Annotated in this window: 12 protein-coding genes and 1 tRNA gene; 8 read left to right on the top strand and 5 right to left on the bottom strand. The window is 59.3% G+C overall.

Going from position 1 to position 18,163, the window contains the following annotated elements; all coding sequences use genetic code 11:
* The first annotated feature begins 34 nt into the window (after positions 1-34).
* Both PMI35_RS12235 and PMI35_RS12240 read left to right on the top strand, forming a co-directional pair.
* Positions 35-3,781, top strand: coding sequence for a bifunctional diguanylate cyclase/phosphodiesterase (locus PMI35_RS12235; protein WP_008061536.1), 3,747 nt, complete (start codon positions 35-37; stop codon positions 3,779-3,781).
* A 13-nt stretch (positions 3,782-3,794) separates the two neighbouring features.
* Positions 3,795-3,871: transfer RNA gene (locus tag PMI35_RS12240), tRNA-Ile, on the top strand.
* A 458-nt stretch (positions 3,872-4,329) separates the two neighbouring features.
* Here PMI35_RS12240 and PMI35_RS34695 read toward each other — a convergent pair.
* The 5 genes from PMI35_RS34695 to PMI35_RS12260 all read right to left on the bottom strand — a co-directional run bounded on the left by PMI35_RS34695 (position 4,330) and on the right by PMI35_RS12260 (position 11,624).
* A complete protein-coding gene (locus PMI35_RS34695) occupies positions 4,330-5,079 on the bottom strand; it encodes a sulfotransferase family 2 domain-containing protein (protein ID WP_008061535.1) in 750 nt (249 codons plus the stop codon).
* Between the two features lie 355 nt (positions 5,080-5,434).
* Complete coding sequence (cysN, locus tag PMI35_RS12245; RefSeq protein ID WP_008061534.1) at positions 5,435-7,348, bottom strand: sulfate adenylyltransferase subunit CysN; 1,914 nt, start codon at positions 7,346-7,348, stop codon at positions 5,435-5,437.
* Positions 7,349-7,672: 324 nt separating this feature from the next.
* Entirely contained in the window at positions 7,673-8,326 is a 654-nt protein-coding gene (locus PMI35_RS12250; RefSeq protein ID WP_008061533.1) for a peptidase M41, read from the bottom strand.
* Between the two features lie 89 nt (positions 8,327-8,415).
* Positions 8,416-9,069 (bottom strand): hypothetical protein, encoded by a 654-nt coding sequence (locus PMI35_RS12255; protein ID WP_008061532.1) that lies wholly within the window; start codon positions 9,067-9,069, stop codon positions 8,416-8,418.
* Between the two features lie 197 nt (positions 9,070-9,266).
* Positions 9,267-11,624: a glucose/quinate/shikimate family membrane-bound PQQ-dependent dehydrogenase gene (locus PMI35_RS12260; RefSeq protein ID WP_032831766.1), complete on the bottom strand. Its 2,358-nt coding sequence runs from the start codon at positions 11,622-11,624 to the stop codon at positions 9,267-9,269.
* Positions 11,625-11,808: 184 nt separating this feature from the next.
* Between PMI35_RS12260 and PMI35_RS12265 the strand changes: the two genes are divergently transcribed.
* The 6 genes from PMI35_RS12265 to PMI35_RS12285 form a co-directional block, all read left to right on the top strand.
* Positions 11,809-12,270, top strand: coding sequence for an Lrp/AsnC family transcriptional regulator (locus PMI35_RS12265; RefSeq protein ID WP_008061529.1), 462 nt, complete (start codon positions 11,809-11,811; stop codon positions 12,268-12,270).
* Positions 12,271-12,438: 168 nt separating this feature from the next.
* Entirely contained in the window at positions 12,439-14,121 is a 1,683-nt protein-coding gene (locus tag PMI35_RS12270) for a flavin monoamine oxidase family protein (RefSeq protein ID WP_008061528.1), read from the top strand.
* Positions 14,122-14,133: 12 nt separating this feature from the next.
* Positions 14,134-14,928 (top strand): carbon-nitrogen hydrolase family protein, encoded by a 795-nt coding sequence (locus tag PMI35_RS12275; RefSeq protein WP_008061527.1) that lies wholly within the window; start codon positions 14,134-14,136, stop codon positions 14,926-14,928.
* A gap of 48 nt (positions 14,929-14,976) precedes the next feature.
* On the top strand, positions 14,977-17,406 hold the full coding sequence (gene pqqF / locus PMI35_RS12280; protein ID WP_008061526.1) for a pyrroloquinoline quinone biosynthesis protein PqqF: 2,430 nt from the start codon (positions 14,977-14,979) through the stop codon (positions 17,404-17,406).
* A 158-nt stretch (positions 17,407-17,564) separates the two neighbouring features.
* The gene (gene pqqA, locus PMI35_RS34080; protein ID WP_003444522.1) at positions 17,565-17,639 is read left to right on the top strand and encodes a pyrroloquinoline quinone precursor peptide PqqA; all 75 of its coding nucleotides are present in this window, start codon (positions 17,565-17,567) and stop codon (positions 17,637-17,639) included.
* 82 nt (positions 17,640-17,721) lie between these two features.
* The coding region (locus PMI35_RS12285) for an MBL fold metallo-hydrolase (RefSeq protein ID WP_008061525.1) at positions 17,722-18,163 on the top strand (442 nt) is incomplete at its 3' end.

Here is an 18,163-nt window from a genome sequence, read left to right as displayed (position 1 = left end):
CTCGAAGCATTCCCCGAGCCATAACGAGACCGTTATGCCCAGACTGCCGACCGTGTTTTTTTTGCTGTCGCTAATGACCTGGACCGCAACGGCTGGCGCGCTGACTCTAACCGACGAAGAACGTAGCTGGCTTGCGGCCCACCCGGACCTGCGCCTGGGTGTAGATGCATCCTGGCCGCCTTTTGAGTTTCGCGACGACCAGGGGCGTTACCAGGGCCTTGCGGCAGACTATATCGACCGTATTCGCCAGCGACTGGCCATCAAGCTCACGCCTATCGAGCCCGTGAGCTGGACGGTCGTCCTGGACCAGGCCAAACAAGGCAAGCTGGACCTTTTGCCGGGCATCATGTCGACCCCGGAACGCCAGGCCTACCTGTCATTCACCCGTCCCTACCTGGACTTCCCGATCGTCATCCTGGCGCACGTCGGAGGCGCCCAGCCGCGCAAACTCAAAGACCTGTACGGGCTGAAAATCGCGGTAGTGGAAAACTACGCACCTCACGAGCTGCTGCGCACCCACAATCCCGATTTGAACCTGGTGGCGATGCCCAACGTCAGCTCCGCCCTGCAGGCGCTGGCCACCGACGAAGTAGACGCCGTGGTAGGCGATCTTGCCTCCAGTGTCTGGAGTTTGCGCCAGCTCAAGCTCGACGGGCTGTATGTCAGCGGCGAAACCCCCTACCGCTATCAGCTGGCCATGGGGGTACCAAAGGACAACAAAATTCTGGTCGGCATCCTGGATAAAGTCCTGGCCGACATGACCCCCGCTGAAATCAGTTCGATCCAGGAACACTGGGTCGGCAACGTCCTCGATCATCGAACGTTCTGGTCCGATCTGCTGATCTACGGCTTGCCCGGGCTACTGCTGCTGATCGCCGTGCTGGCGGCCGTGATCCGCGTCAACCGCCGCTTGAGCTCGGAAATTGCCCGCAGGGTCGACCTGGAGCAGGAACTGCGCAGTAGCGAGTACCATTACCGCGGGCTGGTAGAGAGCCTGTCGGCCATCGCCTGGGAAGCGCGCATGAGCGACTTCACCTACAGCTATGTGTCGCCCCACGCCGAAGACCTGCTCGGCTACCCCCTGTCCCATTGGCTGATCCCGGGCTTCTGGCGAAACATCATCCACCCCGCCGACCTCACCCGCGCGCAGAGCTTTTGCGACCACGAAGTGTTGGCCGGGCGAGACCATAGTCTCGATTACCGGGTCATCACCGCTGACGGGCGTTGCCTGTGGGTCCGCGATATCGTCAGCCTGATCGAACACGGTCATGAGCCGGTGATGCGCGGCTTGATGATCGATATCAGCGAAACCAAACGCACCGAAGAAGCACTGCGCCTGTCAGAACAGAAGTTTGCCTCGGTGTTCCAGCAGTGCCCGGACATCCTGGTGATCGCACGCTTGAGCGACGGCTGCCTGCTGGAGGTCAACGAGGCGTTCGAAGAGCAGATCGGCTTAAGGGCTGAGGACGTCATCGGCCAGACCGCCACCGAACTGAACATCTGGGGCATCCCGGGCGTCGGGCCAGGGCTGCTACAGCGCTTGCAGGCCGGCAGCATCCGCAACCTGGAGATGCCCTTTCGCCGCAGCAATGGCCAGGTGTTCACCGGCCTGATCTCTGCCGAGCCCTTTGACCTCGATACAACCCCGGCGCTGGTGGTCGTGGTACGGGATATCACCCAGCTCAAGGAAACCCAGCAACAACTGCAAACCTCCGAAGAAAAGTTCGCCAAGGCCTTCCACGCCTCCCCCGACGGCTTGCTGCTGTCGCGCCAGAGCGATGGCCTGCTGCTGGAGGTCAACGACGGGTTCAGCCGCATTACCGGTTTCAACAGCGCGATGTCGGTGGATCGCTCGGCCCTGGACCTGGGGATCTGGGTCAACCTCAACGAGCGCAAACAAATGCTCGACCTGTTGCACCGGGACGGGTTCGTCCGCGATTTCAGTTGCCATATCCGCCGCAGCGACGGGCAGATCCGCCTCTGCGAGGTCTCCAGCCGTCCGCTGCCGATCGGTGACGACGACTGCATGCTGACCATCGCCCGGGATATCACCGAACGCCACCTGATGCAGGAAAAACTGCAACAGGCGGCGACGGTATTCGAGAGCACCGCAGAAGGCGTGTTGATCACCGATACCCAGCAACACATCAGCGCGGTCAACCGCGCCTTCACCGAAATCACCGGCTACAGCGAAAGCGAAGCACTGGGACACACCCCGCGCCTGCTCGCCTCGGGCCTGCATGACAGTGCGTTCTACGCCGCCATGTGGCATCAACTGACCGACGAAGGTCATTGGCAAGGCGAGATTTCCAACCGACGCAAGAATGGCGAACTCTATCCGAGCTGGCTGACCATCAGCGCCGTGCGCAATCGTGACAACTTCATCACCCACTTCGTGGCCGTATTCGCCGACATCTCCAGCCTCAAACACGCCCAGGCCAAACTCGACTACCAGGCTCACCACGACCCGCTGACCGGCCTGCCAAACCGCACGCTGTTCGAAAGCCGCCTGCTCAACGCGCTCAATCACCAGAAAGAAAACGGCGGCCAGGGTGCAGTGCTCTTCCTCGATCTGGACCGTTTCAAGCACATCAACGACAGCCTCGGTCACCCGGTCGGCGATCTATTGCTCAAGGGCATTGCCGTGCGCCTCAAGGACCAACTGCGAGACATCGACACCGTCGCGCGCCTGGGCGGCGACGAATTCATCATCCTGCTCCCCGGCCTGCAACAAGCCAGCGACGCCGACAACATCGCCACCAAGCTGCTCAATTGTTTTACCGCGCCATTCCAGGCCGGCGAGCATGAGTTTTTCATCAGTTCCAGCATCGGTACCAGCCTCTACCCCAAGGACGGCTGCGATGTAGCCACGCTGATCAAAAACGCTGATGCAGCGATGTACCGTTCCAAAGCCAAAGGCCGCAACCGCGTCGAAAGCTACACCTGCGACCTCACCGCCCAAGCCAGCGAGCGCGTGGCGCTGGAGCACGAACTGCGACGCGCCATCGAACGCAATGAACTGCACCTGTGCTACCAACCGAAGATCAGCCTCGACGACTATCGCCTGGTGGGTGCCGAAGCGTTGATTCGCTGGCGTCATCCGACCTTTGGCGACGTACCGCCCGAACACTTCATCTCCCTTGCCGAAGAAAACGGCATGATCCTGCAGATCGGCGACTGGGTGCTCGAGACCGCCTGCCGGCAGATGTTTGAATGGAACCAGATGTACGAAGGCCTCGGCCCACTGTCGGTCAACCTCGCCGGTGCCCAACTGCGCCAACCGAACCTCTTGGGGCGAATCGAGCAACTGCTCAAGGACAACCGCCTCCAACCCGGTTACCTGCAACTGGAAATCACCGAAAACTTCATCATGAGCCAGGCCGAAGAAGCGCTTGCCGTCCTGCACCAACTCAAGCATCTGGGCGTGCAACTGGCGATCGACGACTTCGGGACCGGGTACTCCTCGCTCAGTTACCTCAAGCGCCTGCCGCTGGACATCCTCAAGATCGACCAATCCTTCGTCCGCGGCCTGCCGGACGACCCCCACGACGCCGCCATCGTGCGCGCCATCATCGCGCTCGGCCGCAGCATGCAATTCACGGTTATCGCCGAGGGCGTCGAAACGCAGGCGCAGCAGCAATTCCTGGCCGCCGAAGGCTGTGAACAGATCCAGGGCTACATCGTCAGCCTGCCCCTGCCCCCCGACGAATTCGCCGCGACGTTTCTTCGTACAGCAGTAATGGATTTTTCGGATAGCACTGCCGCGAAACCGTCGCTATAATCCCCGACCAATGGGGCCTATAGCTCAGTTGGTTAGAGCAGAGGACTCATAATCCTTTGGTCCACGGTTCAAGTCCGTGTGGGCCCACCATATGAATCAACAACTTAGGTCAACCATTGCGGTTGACCTTTTTTGTACTGATGCCTTTGTACTGCCACATTAACCACCGTGGTACTCCCCATCACCGCCGCGCCCATAAATTCAGCGAAGGGGCAGACCGGCAAGACCTCGATTGAAACCACTGGAGCTCCTATAAGCAGCTTCTTGCACCCCTTAAGCACTCAAGGGGCTGCTGCGAATGTGTCAACGTCCGAAGACACAAGGACCAAGAGCTGGCCGCTGGCGAAGCCATGGGACAATTCACCGTGATCGGCTACCTTTTGCGCTTTGATCCACCACAGCGGCACTACGTCTTGCAGTGTTCCTGCGGCAGTGAACCCGTGATTAAACTGCACAGAGATTTACGCAGGAGCAAATACCGATGGCCGTTATCGGCCTTGGACTGAGTGCCTGAGGGCTACCACTGGTCCTTCAGCCGATGTTGGTGATCACGGCTCCTGACGCCGGATCAGACAGGCGGAACTCGTTAATGCTCGACGTTCCAGCTGTTTCAAGGCGAAGCCGTACAGAGCCAGGTCGGCTTTGTTACGTTCTTCTATCACACGAATGTCGGAGGACGTCAGCGCCGTTTCAGTCTCGGATGTGGTAACGTTTTCGTGCGGGATGGGAGTGTCCCTCATTTCAGGGAAAACTGAGCGGAGCCAGGTTACGGATAAATCCGGCCTCTCGCACACATAGAACCATGGCATTTTCCGGATGCGAAGTTTGGCCAAGAGCATATCACCAAATCGGCGACGACCAATCCACCCTGATCCGGTTAGTTGACGGACGTGGAAGTTGTCAAGGTACAGACTGAGGTAAGGATTTCGGCTTCGTACAAACTCAGACAGACTCATTTGATGAGCAAGCGTTGGTCCGTTATCGGCTTGGCGAATCGCCTCTGGCAGCAATTCAAGCGGATATGAGCGCCAATAGTTGTACATCGAGACTATGCGCCTCACGGGGTGGCGGAAGTTGGTGACAAGAACATGATGTGGGAAATACTGCTTAACTTCGTACCCGAAGTGCCCAGCAACAAAGCGGTATCGACTATATGATGACCAATCTTCAGGGCGTCGTTCTGCAGGCGAATTGTCGAAATAAGGCGATACGTCGCCAGGGTCGAACTTTTGCCGTAGAGCGGCGGCCACCGAAGTACCGCCGGCCTTTGGATTGTGTAAGAAGAGTATCGGTACCATAGGTAGATCTACCTTGATTCGTTTTAACAGTTTTAGGAGCCGGTTGTCATTTCATACGTGCCGCTGCGGAAGTCACGCCGCCACCGCTTGGTGCAGGCTGTCAAAGTAGGCTGGGTTCGGCGGTTATGCCCTAGCCCGGCACTCACATCCCAAATATTACCAAAAATACAGCTAAAATCATTTGTATCCAGAGCCCATTGAGTTTGCCGGCCAGAAGGCTTGGCACGCACAAAAGCAAAGTTGAAGGCTACGACTACCGCTCACATGGAAAACCTCGAGTAATCGCCTCAACGCACCAAAAAAAACTTCCAGGATCCAAGCATCAAATATGCAGCTTGATACCTAAAACTTAACTTCACCTGATCAATAGTAACAATTCATTGACCATTTCTTGAACTGAGACGTGCTCTCTGAAAACGAAATCGGGATTTTCGGGCGCTTCATACGGGCTGTTGATCCCAGTCATGTTGGGAATTTGCCCGTTGCGTGCCTTTTTATAAAGCCCTTTGGGGTCGCGCTGTTCGCAAACGTCCAGCGGCGTATTGACATAGACCTCGACAAAATTCTCTGTGCCGATCAATTGCCTTGCCGTTTCGCGCTCCTGCCGGAACGGCGAAATAAAGGAGGTCATGACAATTAGCCCGGCATCCATCATTAGCTTGGCGACCTCGGCAATCCGCCGGATGTTTTCAATACGGTCGGCATCGGTAAAGCCGAGATCTTTGTTCAATCCTTGCCGTACGTTGTCACCGTCCAGGATGTAAGTACGCCGTCCTTGGGAGTGGAGCTGCAACTCAAGGGCGTTGGCGATTGTCGATTTTCCCGAACCCGAGAGCCCGGTAAACCAGATCACTTTGCCTCGGTGACCGTTAAGCGTTTCGCGCTCGGTTCGTGTAATTGAGAGTGCCTGACGGTGTACGTTTTGCGATCGTCGCAAGCTGTGGTGGATCATTCCGGCGGCAACGGTGGCATGGCTGTGCCGGTCGACGAGAATAAACCCGCCCAGGATTTTGGAGTTTTTGTAGTTGTCGAACACCAAGGGTTTAGTGGTAGCGATGTTGCACACGCAGATATCATTGAGTTGCAGATGCTTGATCGCCTCATGCGCCAGCGTATTGACATCAATTCTGTGTTTGAGGGTGGTTATCGAAGCCGTTGCCCATTGCGTGGCCAGCTTGATCTGGTAGCTACGGCCGGTGTGGCCAAATTCGTCCGACATCCACACCAGTGTGGCTTCAAACTGATCGGTGCTCTCAAGTGGACTGGTGGCCAGCGAAAGTACATCACCGCGCGAGATATCGATTTCTTTGTCCAGCCGGAGGGTGACCGGGGTTCCCGCCAGCGCCTCTGATGGTGAACCGTCGAGCGTAACGATTTCAATCACGCGAGCCGATTGCCCAGAGGCCGTTACACGCAGATCGTCACCGACTTGCAAGCGCCCCTGTGCGACGGTGCCACTAAAACCCCTGAAGTCCGAATCCGGGCGGTTGGCACATTGAACGGGAAAGACTGGTGCGCTGTTCTTGGCTTGGGAGACGACAATGGTTTCCAGGTAAGCCATCAGCGGCGGGCCGCTATACCAGGGGGTCCGCGCTGATCGGTGGGTGATGTTATCGCCGTTCAGTGCTGAGAGGGGGATGGCGCTGATCGTTACGAAACCCAAGGGGTTGGCAAATTTCTCGAACGCCTCCCTGATGCGGTTGAAGATGGCAGCATCAAAGTCCAGCAGATCCATTTTGTTGACCGCCAGCACCACGTGCTGGATGCCCATGAGGTACGCCAAATAGGCGTGCCGCCGAGTCTGAGTCAATAGACCTTTTTTCGCGTCAACGAGCAGTACGGCAACCTCGGCAGTGGAAGCGCCGGTCACCATATTGCAGGAATATTGCTCATGTCCCGGGGTGTCGGCGACGATGAACTTGCGCCGGGGGCTAGAAAAGAAACGATAGGCCACGTCAATAGTGATGCCTTGTTCTCGTTCGGCAGACTGCCCATCGACCAGCAAGGCAAAGTCGATCTCGTCGCCCTGAGTACCGTATTTTTTGGACTCCGTTTCAAGCGCGGCCATCGGGTCGTCAAATATTTGCTGCGACTCCCAGAGCAGGCGGCCGATCAAGGTACTTTTGCCATCGTCCACGCTGCCGCAGGTGATGAAGCGCAGCAGATCCTGATTTTGCTGTTGCGCTAGAAAAGCCTGTTGGGTGGTCGGGCCTGCGACGGGCTGTGGGTGAACGAAGGTCGTTTGTTTGCGTGAGTTCCGGCGTGCCATCAGAAGCAGCCCTCCTGATTCTTATTTTCCATGCTGGCGATAGCATCGGTGTCGATCTTGCGCCCCTGACGCTCAGAGACGCGGGCATTGAGGAGTCCCAGAATGATATCTTAAGCGTTTCAACCTCCGACTCCACAGCGCCGGTGAGCGAATAGCCGCCGAGCGTGCGAAAGCGTACCTTGAGGTCTTGCGCGACCTCGCCGGACAACAAGCGGCAACGGTCGTCTCTACCAGCATGATCATACACTGGTGTTTGACATGATCGACGTGAGTTATGCAGTGCCTGGGGCTTTGGCGAAGGCGCCTACTGAAAATACGCCCCGACTATTCGGGGCCTCCAATTCTAATAGAAGGAATGACCTGCACTGCCCGCAGCCGCTCTAACATCGGCCCGGTGTACACAACCTCATACGTATCCGCCGCCCGCCCCCACTGCTCCACGATAACCATGCCGTCAACCAAGACCGCTGCCAATTCGGCAATGATCCCCGACAGTTCTTCCACGATGTCTTGAGTCCGCTGCCATGCGCGATCCGTCAGCGTTTTAAGCTCAGCCGTGATGCGCTCGGATGAAGCCAGATCGGTGTCGGGGTAGAGGATATTGCGCAGCAGATGCTGCAGCTCCCTGATCTTTGCGTAATCCTGTTGCGCCCCTTGCTCGCCTTTGAGGATGGCTGTCGCTTTCGACTTGTCGACGCGTTGGCCGGCTGAATATTTCGAAGGCAGTGACTGCGCCATCGCGCCAGCCAGGAGGACCATCATCCGGGCCTCCAGATGTTGCTTCATGGCGTCTATTGACGAAATCGCCCGCACCAGGCTGATGGACGCCCCGCCTTGATGCCGCAAGTCCATGGTCACTGTCAGGCTCACGCTGCCCGTGGCAAAACCCAAGGCACGAGCCACGACGTAGTGGCCCATTTCGTGATGGGCAATCTCCCAGGCGTGATCCCGCACGGCAGGAGGTAATTTCTTCGTCATGACCTGTCCCCTCGCGTCACGGCCCCAATTGGGCATCCCTTTACGAATTGTCATACATCACAGACCCAATGCAGGTCCAGGGTCAATCATCAAAACCTGTATCGAACCACCGTTCGCCAGATGTTTTTCCACACCGAACGCTTATGTTTCTTCCAGTTGCGTTCCCACCATCCATCTTCATTCATGGCGAGCGCCTCGATGTCGCTGCCTGCCACCGCCGCTGCATGCTGGCGAAACAGCATGGGAAACACGCAATGTTGTTTGATCTGCCGTTTGAACAGGACATCGACCGGCTCTCCGGCAAAAGGTATTTCAGCCAGTACCCTGCAGCCTTCGCGGGAGATGATGTAGGCGTGCAGCGCCACCACGTTGCCACGGGCAATGAACGGGAACCAGGTCAGCCATGTGCGCCCCATGCTGTACCCCAGATGCAGCGCCTCAAACCTTTGACTGCGAATAAACCGGTTCACCCAGTACACCTGTACCGGATGCAACCTGTAGGGTTTGGCATCGTCCTCGAAGATCAACACCCGCTGCCAACCTTCGGCCAGGACTTTTCTGGCCAGTGCCTGATGCGACTCATAACAGCCTTGGATCGGGTCGCTGCAGCGCTGCGTAATGAAAAACTCGATCGGATTCGAAATGAGCGTGGCGACGGTGCTGCGCAATAGTTGCCGCCTGTCCTGGCGCTCACTCAGGGATATGCAGTACACGTGATCAACATCGAACGAGAGCCTTTCCATCCGCCCCTTGGCACTTCACAGACCTCTCCGCGGCCCCATGCCACGGAAAAATCAATGATCAACAAATGGGCCCCGCCCTGTATGTCAGACACGTCCTGAAATAGCGTTGCTTTTTTTCCCTCTAATCATCGCCCACGAAAAAGCCGCGACATTGCGCGGCTTTTTCGTATCTCTTTTTCGTACCTGGGACTCAACCCTTATTTAGGCAATGCGTAGGCAATCACATAATCGCCACGGTCCGTCGACTGACGTGCGCCGCCAACGGTGAGCAGGATGTACTGCTTGCCTGTTTTCGGCGAAACATAGGTCATCGGCCCGGACTGGCTGCCCACCGGCAACCGCGCCTTCCAGATTTCGTTGCCGTTGCCAGTATCGAAGGCACGCAGGTAGAAATCCTGGGTGCCGGCGAAGAACAGCAAGCCCGACTGAGTGGCAAGCGAGGCGCCGAGGGTCGGCATGCCGATCGGTATCGGCAGGTGCATGCGGATGCCCAGCGGGCCGGTGTCCTGTACGGTGCCGACCGGTACCTGCCACATCAGTTTGTGGGTTTTGAGGTCAATGGCGGACATGGTGCCGAACGGTGGTTTTTGGCACGGAATGCCGACCGCAGAAAGGAAACGCTCGCGCATGGCGCCGAACGGCGTGCCTTCCTGGGGTACCACGCCCATTTCGATGCCACTGGCCCCTGCTTTGATCTTGTCGCGCGGGATCATGTAGTTGGCCAGGCCCAGGCGCATGTCGTTGACGAACATGTAGTTGGTGTTCGGGTCGACCGAGACACTGCCCCAGTTCATCCCGCCCAGCGAGCCCGGGAATTGCAGGGCGCGGTCCATGCCTGGCGGGGTGTAGACGCCTTCATGACGCATGCCCTTGAACTGGATGCGGCACATCAACTGGTCAAACGGCGTGGCTCCCCACATGTCGGACTCGGTCAGGGTCTTGTTGCCGATTGACGGCATGTCCACCGAGAACGGCTGGGTTGGCGAGTAGCGCTCGCCAGGCACATGGCCCTGCGGCACTGGACGCTCTTCGACCCGAGCTATCGGCACACCGGTTTCGCGGTTGAGCAGGAAAATCTCGCCCTGCTTGGTCACTTGCGCCAAGGCAGGCTGGGTGCCGCCCTTGTCGTCCGGCACGTCATACAGCAACGGTTGTGCGGGCAGGTCGAAGTCCCACAGATCGTTGTGGGTGGTCTGGAAGTGCCAGCGTACCTGGCCGGTTTTCACGTCGATGGCAACGACGGACGAGTTCCACTTGTCATCCATGGCCGTACGCTGACCGCCGAAGAAGTCCGGTGTCGCGTTGCCGGTTGGCAGGTACACCAGACCAAGCTTGGCGTCGTAGGACATCGCCGACCAGACGTTCGGCGTACCCCGGGTGTAGGTCTCGCCGGCTGGTGGGCGCTTGGTGGTGTTCGGGTTACCCGGATCCCATGCCCACACCAGCTCGCCGCTGCGCACGTCGTAGGCGCGCACCACACCTGGCGGTTCGCCAGTGGAGTAGTTGTCGGCGACACGGCCACCGACGATCACCACGTCCCCTGCGACCAGCGGCGTCGAGGTCTGCTGGTAGTAACCGGGTTTGACTTCACCCATGTCGGTGGTCAGATCGACGGTACCCTGGTTGCCGAATTCTTCGCACGGCTTGCCGGTTTCGGCATTGATGGCGATCAGGCGGGCATCGCCGGTCGGCAGGAACAGACGTTTCGTACAAGCGCCTGGCTGCTCGGCTACAGGCGCCACGCTAGAATCGAAGTATCCCAGGCCACGGCAGCGCTGCCAGTTGGGCGCGGTGCCTTGCGGGTCGAACTTCCAGCGCTGGGCGCCAGTGTCGGCGTCCAGGGCAAAAACCTTGCCGTACGCGGTGCAGGTGTAGACCGTGTCACCGATCTGCAATGGGGTATTCTGGTCTTCGGCACCGGCGCCGGTGCTTTGCGGGATATCGCCGGTGCGGAAGGTCCAGGCCACCTGCAATTTGTCGATGTTGCCTTTGTTGATCTGGTCCAGCGCGGCAAAGCGGTTGCCGGCGGTGGTGTTGCCCCAGTGTGCCCAGTCTTTCTGTTCGGTACCCGGTACCACCGGCGTTACGACCGGCTCAGTGGTGGCCTTGACCACCGGGGTGGGTACGAACATGTAAGCCAGCGTCGTGACGACACCGACACCCAGCAGCCCGGCCAGGCCATAGGCGCCTCGCCCTGCGTTTGCACCGGAAGCGCGCACCAGCGTGGGATAAATCAAGGCGACGACCAGACCGATGACGGCAAACGTCAGTACCCGCGAAACCAGTGGCCAATATTCAAGACCGGCATCCCACACTGCCCAGATGGCCGTCAGAATCAGCGCCAGACCATACAACCACGCCCCCAGCGGCCTACGCCGGGCGATCATCAACCCCGAGACCAGCATCGCTAGGCCCATCAGCAGGAAATACCAGCTGCCGCCAAGCGTGATCAGATAACCGCCGCCGCCAGCCAGGCCAAGCCCGATCAGTGCAATCAGGACACCCAGCCCCGTCAGCAGCCATTTGCTGCCGGCGGCAGCCCCAGAAGTATTCATGTCGGAAATTTTCCCCATTTGTGACAAGGGCGGAATAATGTACTACCTAGTTACTTATGGCAATTTGTCGCAGGCAGAAATGTCATGAACGGTATTGAGGCTAGTCCCGATAACCGTCGCGAGCGCCGTGGGGAATGTGCCTGTAACATGCCTGGACATTGATCCATACCGCTGGAGACCGCCCTTGCCTGACACTCGCCCGCCCGTTCTCGACGAAATCGACCGTCAGTTGATTGCGGCCCTGCAGATCAACGCCCGCGAAAGCGTGGCCATGCTCGCCCGGCAACTGGGCATCGCCCGGACCACCGTCACCTCGCGTCTGGCGCGTCTGGAAAAGGCCAAGGTCATTACCGGTTATGGCGTAAGGCTCGGCCAGCGCGTGGTGGATGGCGGACTGCAGGCGTATGTGGGGATTACCGTGCAGCCGCGCTCCGGCAAGGAAGTGTTGCGGCGCCTGAGTGCGATGGGCCAGGTGCAGCAGCTATGTGCGGTGAGTGGCGAATTTGATTATGTGGCCTGGTTGCGCAGCGATTCGCCGGAGCAGCTGGACCAGCTGCTGGATCAGATTGGCAGTGTCGATGGTGTGGAGAAGACGACAACGTCGATCATCTTGAGCAGCAAGATTGATCGGGGGCAGCCGGTCTAAGCCCCCACACTTGACGATACGCAGCAATAGCTCGTCATATTGATAAATTAACTGGCAAAACGACGACACTTTGCGTCTTATTAACGTGTTCTACGCTCTCTAGAATGGCTGGCATCTTTTCCTATACTCAGATGCGCACTCCGCGTCGGGTCGCCAGCAAGGTCAGCCATGAACAAGAACAATCGCCATCCTGCAGACGGTAAAAAACCAGTCACCATTTTCGGTCCGGACTTTCCTTTCGCCTTCGACGACTGGATCGAACACCCGGCCGGCCTGGGCAGCATTCCCGAGCACCATCACGGTGCCGAAGTGGCGATTGTCGGTGCCGGTATCGCCGGGCTGGTAGCCGCTTACGAACTGATGAAGCTCGGCCTCAAGCCGGTGGTCTATGAGGCCTCGAAGCTGGGTGGTCGCCTGCGCTCCCAGGCGTTCAATGGCACCGACGGCATCGTCGCCGAGTTGGGCGGCATGCGTTTTCCGGTGTCGTCCACCGCGTTCTATCACTACGTCGACAAGCTGGGGCTCGAAACCAAACCTTTCCCCAACCCGCTGACGCCTGCCTCGGGCAGCACCGTGATCGACCTCGAAGGCAAGACCCATTACGCACAGAAACTGGCGGATCTTCCTGCACTGTTCCAGGAAGTGGCTGACGCCTGGGCCGACGCTCTGGAAGCCGGCTCGCAGTTCTCCGATATCCAACAGGCCATCCGCGACCGTGACGTCCCGCGCCTCAAGGAGCTGTGGAACACCCTCGTGCCGCTGTGGGACGACCGCACCTTCTACGATTTCGTTGCCACCTCCAAAGCCTTCGCCAAACTGTCGTTCCATCACCGCGAAGTGTTCGGCCAGGTCGGTTTCGGCACCGGTGGCTGGGACTCGGACTTCCCCAACTCGATGCTGGAAATCTTCCGCGTGGTGATGACCAACTGCGACGATCACCAGCACCTGGTGGTCGGTGGCGTGGAACAAGTGCCGCAGGGCATCTGGCGCCATGTCCCGGAACGCTGCGTGCACTGGCCGCAGGGCACCAGCCTCAAGTCGTTGCACAGCGGTGCGCCTCGTTCCGGCGTGAAGAAAATCGCCCACGCGCTGGACGGCCGCTTTGCGGTCACCGACAACAACGGCGATACTCGCGAATACGCGGCGGTGCTGACCACCTGCCAGAGCTGGCTGTTGACCACCCAGATCGAATGCGATGAAAGCCTGTTCTCGCAGAAGATGTGGATGGCCCTGGACCGCACCCGCTACATGCAGTCGTCGAAAACTTTCGTGATGGTCGACCGCCCGTTCTGGAAGGACAAAGATCCGGAAACAGGGCGCGACCTGATGAGCATGACCCTCACCGATCGCCTGACCCGCGGCACCTACCTGTTCGACAACGGCGACGACAAGCCGGGGGTGATTTGCCTGTCGTACTCGTGGATGAGCGACGCCTTGAAAATGCTCCCGCACCCGGTGGAAAAACGCGTGAAACTGGCGCTGGATGCGCTGAAGAAGATCTACCCGAAAGTCGACATCGCCGCGCGTATCATCGGCGATCCGATCACCGTGTCCTGGGAAGCCGACCCGCATTTCCTCGGCGCCTTCAAGGGTGCCCTGCCTGGCCACTACCGCTACAACCAGCGCATGTACGCGCACTTCATGCAGGACGACATGCCGGCCGAACAACGCGGGATTTTCATCGCTGGCGACGACGTTTCGTGGACGCCGGCCTGGGTCGAAGGCGCGGTGCAAACCTCGCTCAATGCGGTGTGGGGCATCATGAAACACTTCGGCGGTGCAACTCACGCCGAGAATCCGGGTCCAGGAGATGTGTTCAACGAGATCGGTCCGATCGCCCTGCCCGAGTAAGAGGAATCCGAAATGCGCGTAGCTCTTTACCAGTGTCCACCGTTGCCCCTGGATGTCGCCGGCAACCTTCAGCGCCTGCATCAGCTGGCACTGGAGGCAAAGGGCGCCGACTTGCTGGTAGTGCCGGAGATGTTCCTGACCGGCTACAACATCGGCGTCGATGCCGTCAGTGTGCTGGCGGAGGTGTACAACGGTGAGTCGGCGCAACAGATTGCGCGCATAGCCAAGACCACCGGGATCGCCATTTTGTATGGCTATCCCGAACGCACCGCGGACGGACAGATCTACAACGCCGTGCAACTGATCGACGCCAATGGCGAACGCCTGTGCAATTACCGCAAAACGCACCTGTTCGGTGACCTCGACCGCTCGATGTTCAGCGCCGGCCCCGACGACTTCCCCATCGTTGAACTCAACGGCTGGAAGCTCGGGTTCCTGATCTGCTATGACCTCGAGTTTCCGGAAAACGCCCGGCGCCTGGCTCTGGCCGGTGCCGAGCTGATACTGGCACCGACGGCCAACATGATCCCGTTCGATTTCATCGCGGACGTCACTGTCCGCGCCCGGGCTTACGAGAATCAGTGCTATGTGGCGTATGCCAACTATTGCGGGCACGAAGGCGATATCCACTACTGCGGCCAAAGCAGCATCGCCGCACCGGATGGCAGCCGCATCGCCCAGGCGGGACTCGATGAAGCGCTGATTGTCGGCGAGCTGGACCGCCAGTTGATGGTCGACTCCCGCGCCGCCAATCGCTACCTGATCGATCGCCGCCCCGAGCTTTACGGCGCGCTGAACAAGCGCTGAGCCACCGTTATCCGCTAGCATTGGCACTTCTCTGTTCTGGAAGTGCTCATGCCTGCGCTGAATCACCCTCGCCCCCACACTGAAACCCTGGCCAACGGCTTGCGGGTGACGCTGCGTCATGCCCCGGACTTGAAGCGCTGCGCGGCGGCGTTGCGGGTTGCCGCCGGCAGCCATGACGTGCCGTTGGCCTGGCCAGGTCTGGCGCACTTTCTGGAACACCTGCTGTTTCTCGGTACCGAGCGCTTTGCCGCCGCTCAAGGGCTGATGGCCTACGTCCAGCGTCACGGCGGTCAGGTGAATGCGCAAACCTGCGAGCGCACCACCGATTACTTTTTCGAGCTGCCACCCCAGGCGTTTGCCAAGGGTCTGGAGCGGCTGGCCGACATGCTCGCCCACCCACGCATGAATCTGGACGACCAGAACCGGGAACGGGAAGTGCTGCACGCAGAATTTATCGCCTGGTCGCAGGATGCCGCAGCGCAGCAGCAGGTGGCCTTGCTCGGCGGCCTTAGCGACGCTCATCCGTTGCGCGGTTTTCATGCGGGCAACCGCGACACCCTGTCGGTGCCGCAACCAGAATTCCAGCAGGCCTTGCAGGATTTCCATCAGCGCTATTACCAGACCGGACAAATGACCTTGAGCCTTGCCGGCCCCCAGAGCCTTGATGAATTGAGGCTGTTGGCCGAGGCATTTGGCAAGGTCATAACCAAGGGCGAGAAGGTCCCGCAACAACCTCCCACAGCGCTGATGGCCGGAGCGGACAACCGTTATCAACAGGCCAGCGAGCTTCGGTTGGACCTGCTGTTCGCCCTTGAAGCACTGCCCGACTCATCGCCCGAGGCGCTGGACTTCTTGTGCCATTGGCTGAACACGGCGAAAACCGGAGGGCTGTTGGCTGAACTGCGCAAACAGGGCCGGGCTGACAACCTCAAGGCACGCCCTCTGTATCAGTTCGCCGGTCAAGCCTTGCTGCGCATTGAGTTCACATTGCCTGCCAATGCAGTGGCAAACGGGATTGGCGAACAATTGCAGGACTGGCTGGGCTTTTTCTCCCGGCAAGACTGGCGCGGGTTGCGCGAGGAATACGCGGCACTGCGCCAGCGCCAGCAACAGGTCAGCAGTGCGCTGCAACAGGTCCGGCAGGACAGCGAAGAGCGCGAAGTGGGGTTATCCGAAGCCGGCGTTAGCGCCCTTAAGGCTGTCCTGGAAAAAATTGGCGCTGTGGATAACTTCAGCGGCACTTGGCAACTCCCCGCGCCCAATCCGTTTCTAAACACCGAAGCAGCGGCCCCCAACGCCGGTCTGATTCGCGGACAAACCAGCGCCCACCGGGGCCTGCGCACCTTTGCCCAGGACCGCTCACGCAGCCGTCGCGAACGTTCACCGATGCAATTTTGTCCGTCGTTGCCGGATAACGGCACGGAAGGCGCGGTGTACCTGCGCTGGCGCTTGGACGCGGCCCCCGGCGCCGGCCTTCAATCACGCCTGGAAAACAACCTGCAAGCGCTGCGCGAAGACGCAAGCCAGGCCGGTGTGGATTTTTCCTTCGGTGCATCGGGCAATCAATGGCTGTTGAAAATGACCGGCCTGCAAGCGCCGATGCCCACCATCCTCGAACACGCGCTGAACCTGCTGACCCAACCTGATGCCGCGTGCTCACAACAACCACTGGCCCGCCCGGCCTTGATGCCGATTCGACAGCTACTCATGGTGCTGCCCGATCACTGCCTTGAGCCGTCGGCCGAATCGGACAACCTGGCGCAACTGTGGTCGAGTGCTCACTGGACCGGCCTGGCGAGCGGTTTTTCTGCCCAGACTCAAGCGGCCATGGGGCTGGCGTTGAGCCGCGTGCCGGGTACTGCGGATACGCAACAGGCGCCACCGTCGGCAATCCATTCGCGACACCTGTGGAGCACCGTAGAGGCCGATTCCAGCGAGCATGCGCTGTTGTTGTTCTGCCCCACAGCCACCCAGGAACTGGCCGACGAAGCCGCCTGGCGCTTGCTCGCCCATGTCTGTCAGACGCCGTTCTATCAGCGCCTGAGGGTGGAGTTGCAACTGGGCTATGTGGTGTTCAGTGCCCTGCGACAGGTTCACGGGCAGACCGGGCTGCTGTTGGGTGTGCAATCGCCGAATGTTGCCGCAGCGGCAATCCTGCAGCACATCGAACAGTTCCTGAACGGCTTGCCGGCGCTGATCCAGTCCCTCGACGAAAACGCCTTCATCACCCAACGCCAAGCCTTGGTGGATCAGTTTTCCAGCGCCGCCCTGACCACCAGCCAAACCGCGGAACTGCTCTGGCAGGGCAAGTTGGTTGGCCGCCCGTCGGATTATCTGACGCAGTTGCCCCAGGCCATTCTCCTGACCGACCGTGCCGCGCTGCTGGCCGCGGTTCAGCGCTTGAACCGGGCCGAAGGGGGCTGGCGCTGCCTGGCGAACAGCCCTGCACCCGGCGCGCCCTGGCAAGCGACAAAATGATCATTACCCAGACTGTAAGGAGCTTTTTCAAAGTTTCACGGGCAATCCCTGTGAAATTTTGAGTAACATAGCAGCCTAACTATTTGGAACATCTCCCGCTGGAGGTGGACTATACCTATAGATAGCGCTGTCCAACCTTACCTGAAGGAGTTCAACTGATGGCCTGGACCAAACCGGCTTACACCGACCTGCGTATCGGCTTTGAAGTCACCATGTACTTCGCAAGCCGCTGATTTCTGCCCTGGGCAGGAATGCAGCACAACGCCTCGGTTATCCGAGGCGTTTTATTTTCAGCGTTGAAATGATGGAGCGTCCATGTTTGTCCAGATCCTAGGTTCCGCCGCCGGCGGTGGTTTTCCCCAGTGGAACTGTAATTGCGAGAACTGCGCAGGTTTTCGCAATGGCAGCCTGCGGGCCAAGGCGCGCACCCAGTCGTCCATCGCGATTTCCGATAACGGCGTGAATTGGGTGTTGTGCAACACCTCCCCGGACATCCGTGCCCAGCTCCAGAGTTTCGCACCCATGCAACCGGGACGCGCACTGCGCGACACCGGGATCGGCGCGATCATCCTGATGGACAGCCAGATCGACCACACCACCGGCCTGCTCATGCTGCGTGAAGGTTGCCCGCACCAGGTCTGGTGCACCGACATGGTCCATGAGGATTTGAGCACCGGGTTCCCGCTGTTCAACATGCTGACCCACTGGAACGGCGGCCTGAACTGGAACCGCATCGAACTCGACCAGAGCTTCAGCA

Origin of the sequence: Pseudomonas sp. GM78 (assembly GCF_000282475.1) — a bacterium.
Classification (GTDB): domain Bacteria; phylum Pseudomonadota; class Gammaproteobacteria; order Pseudomonadales; family Pseudomonadaceae; genus Aquipseudomonas.
Note: the sequence above shows the minus strand (reverse complement) of the source record. Positions and strands in the feature narration are given on the sequence as shown.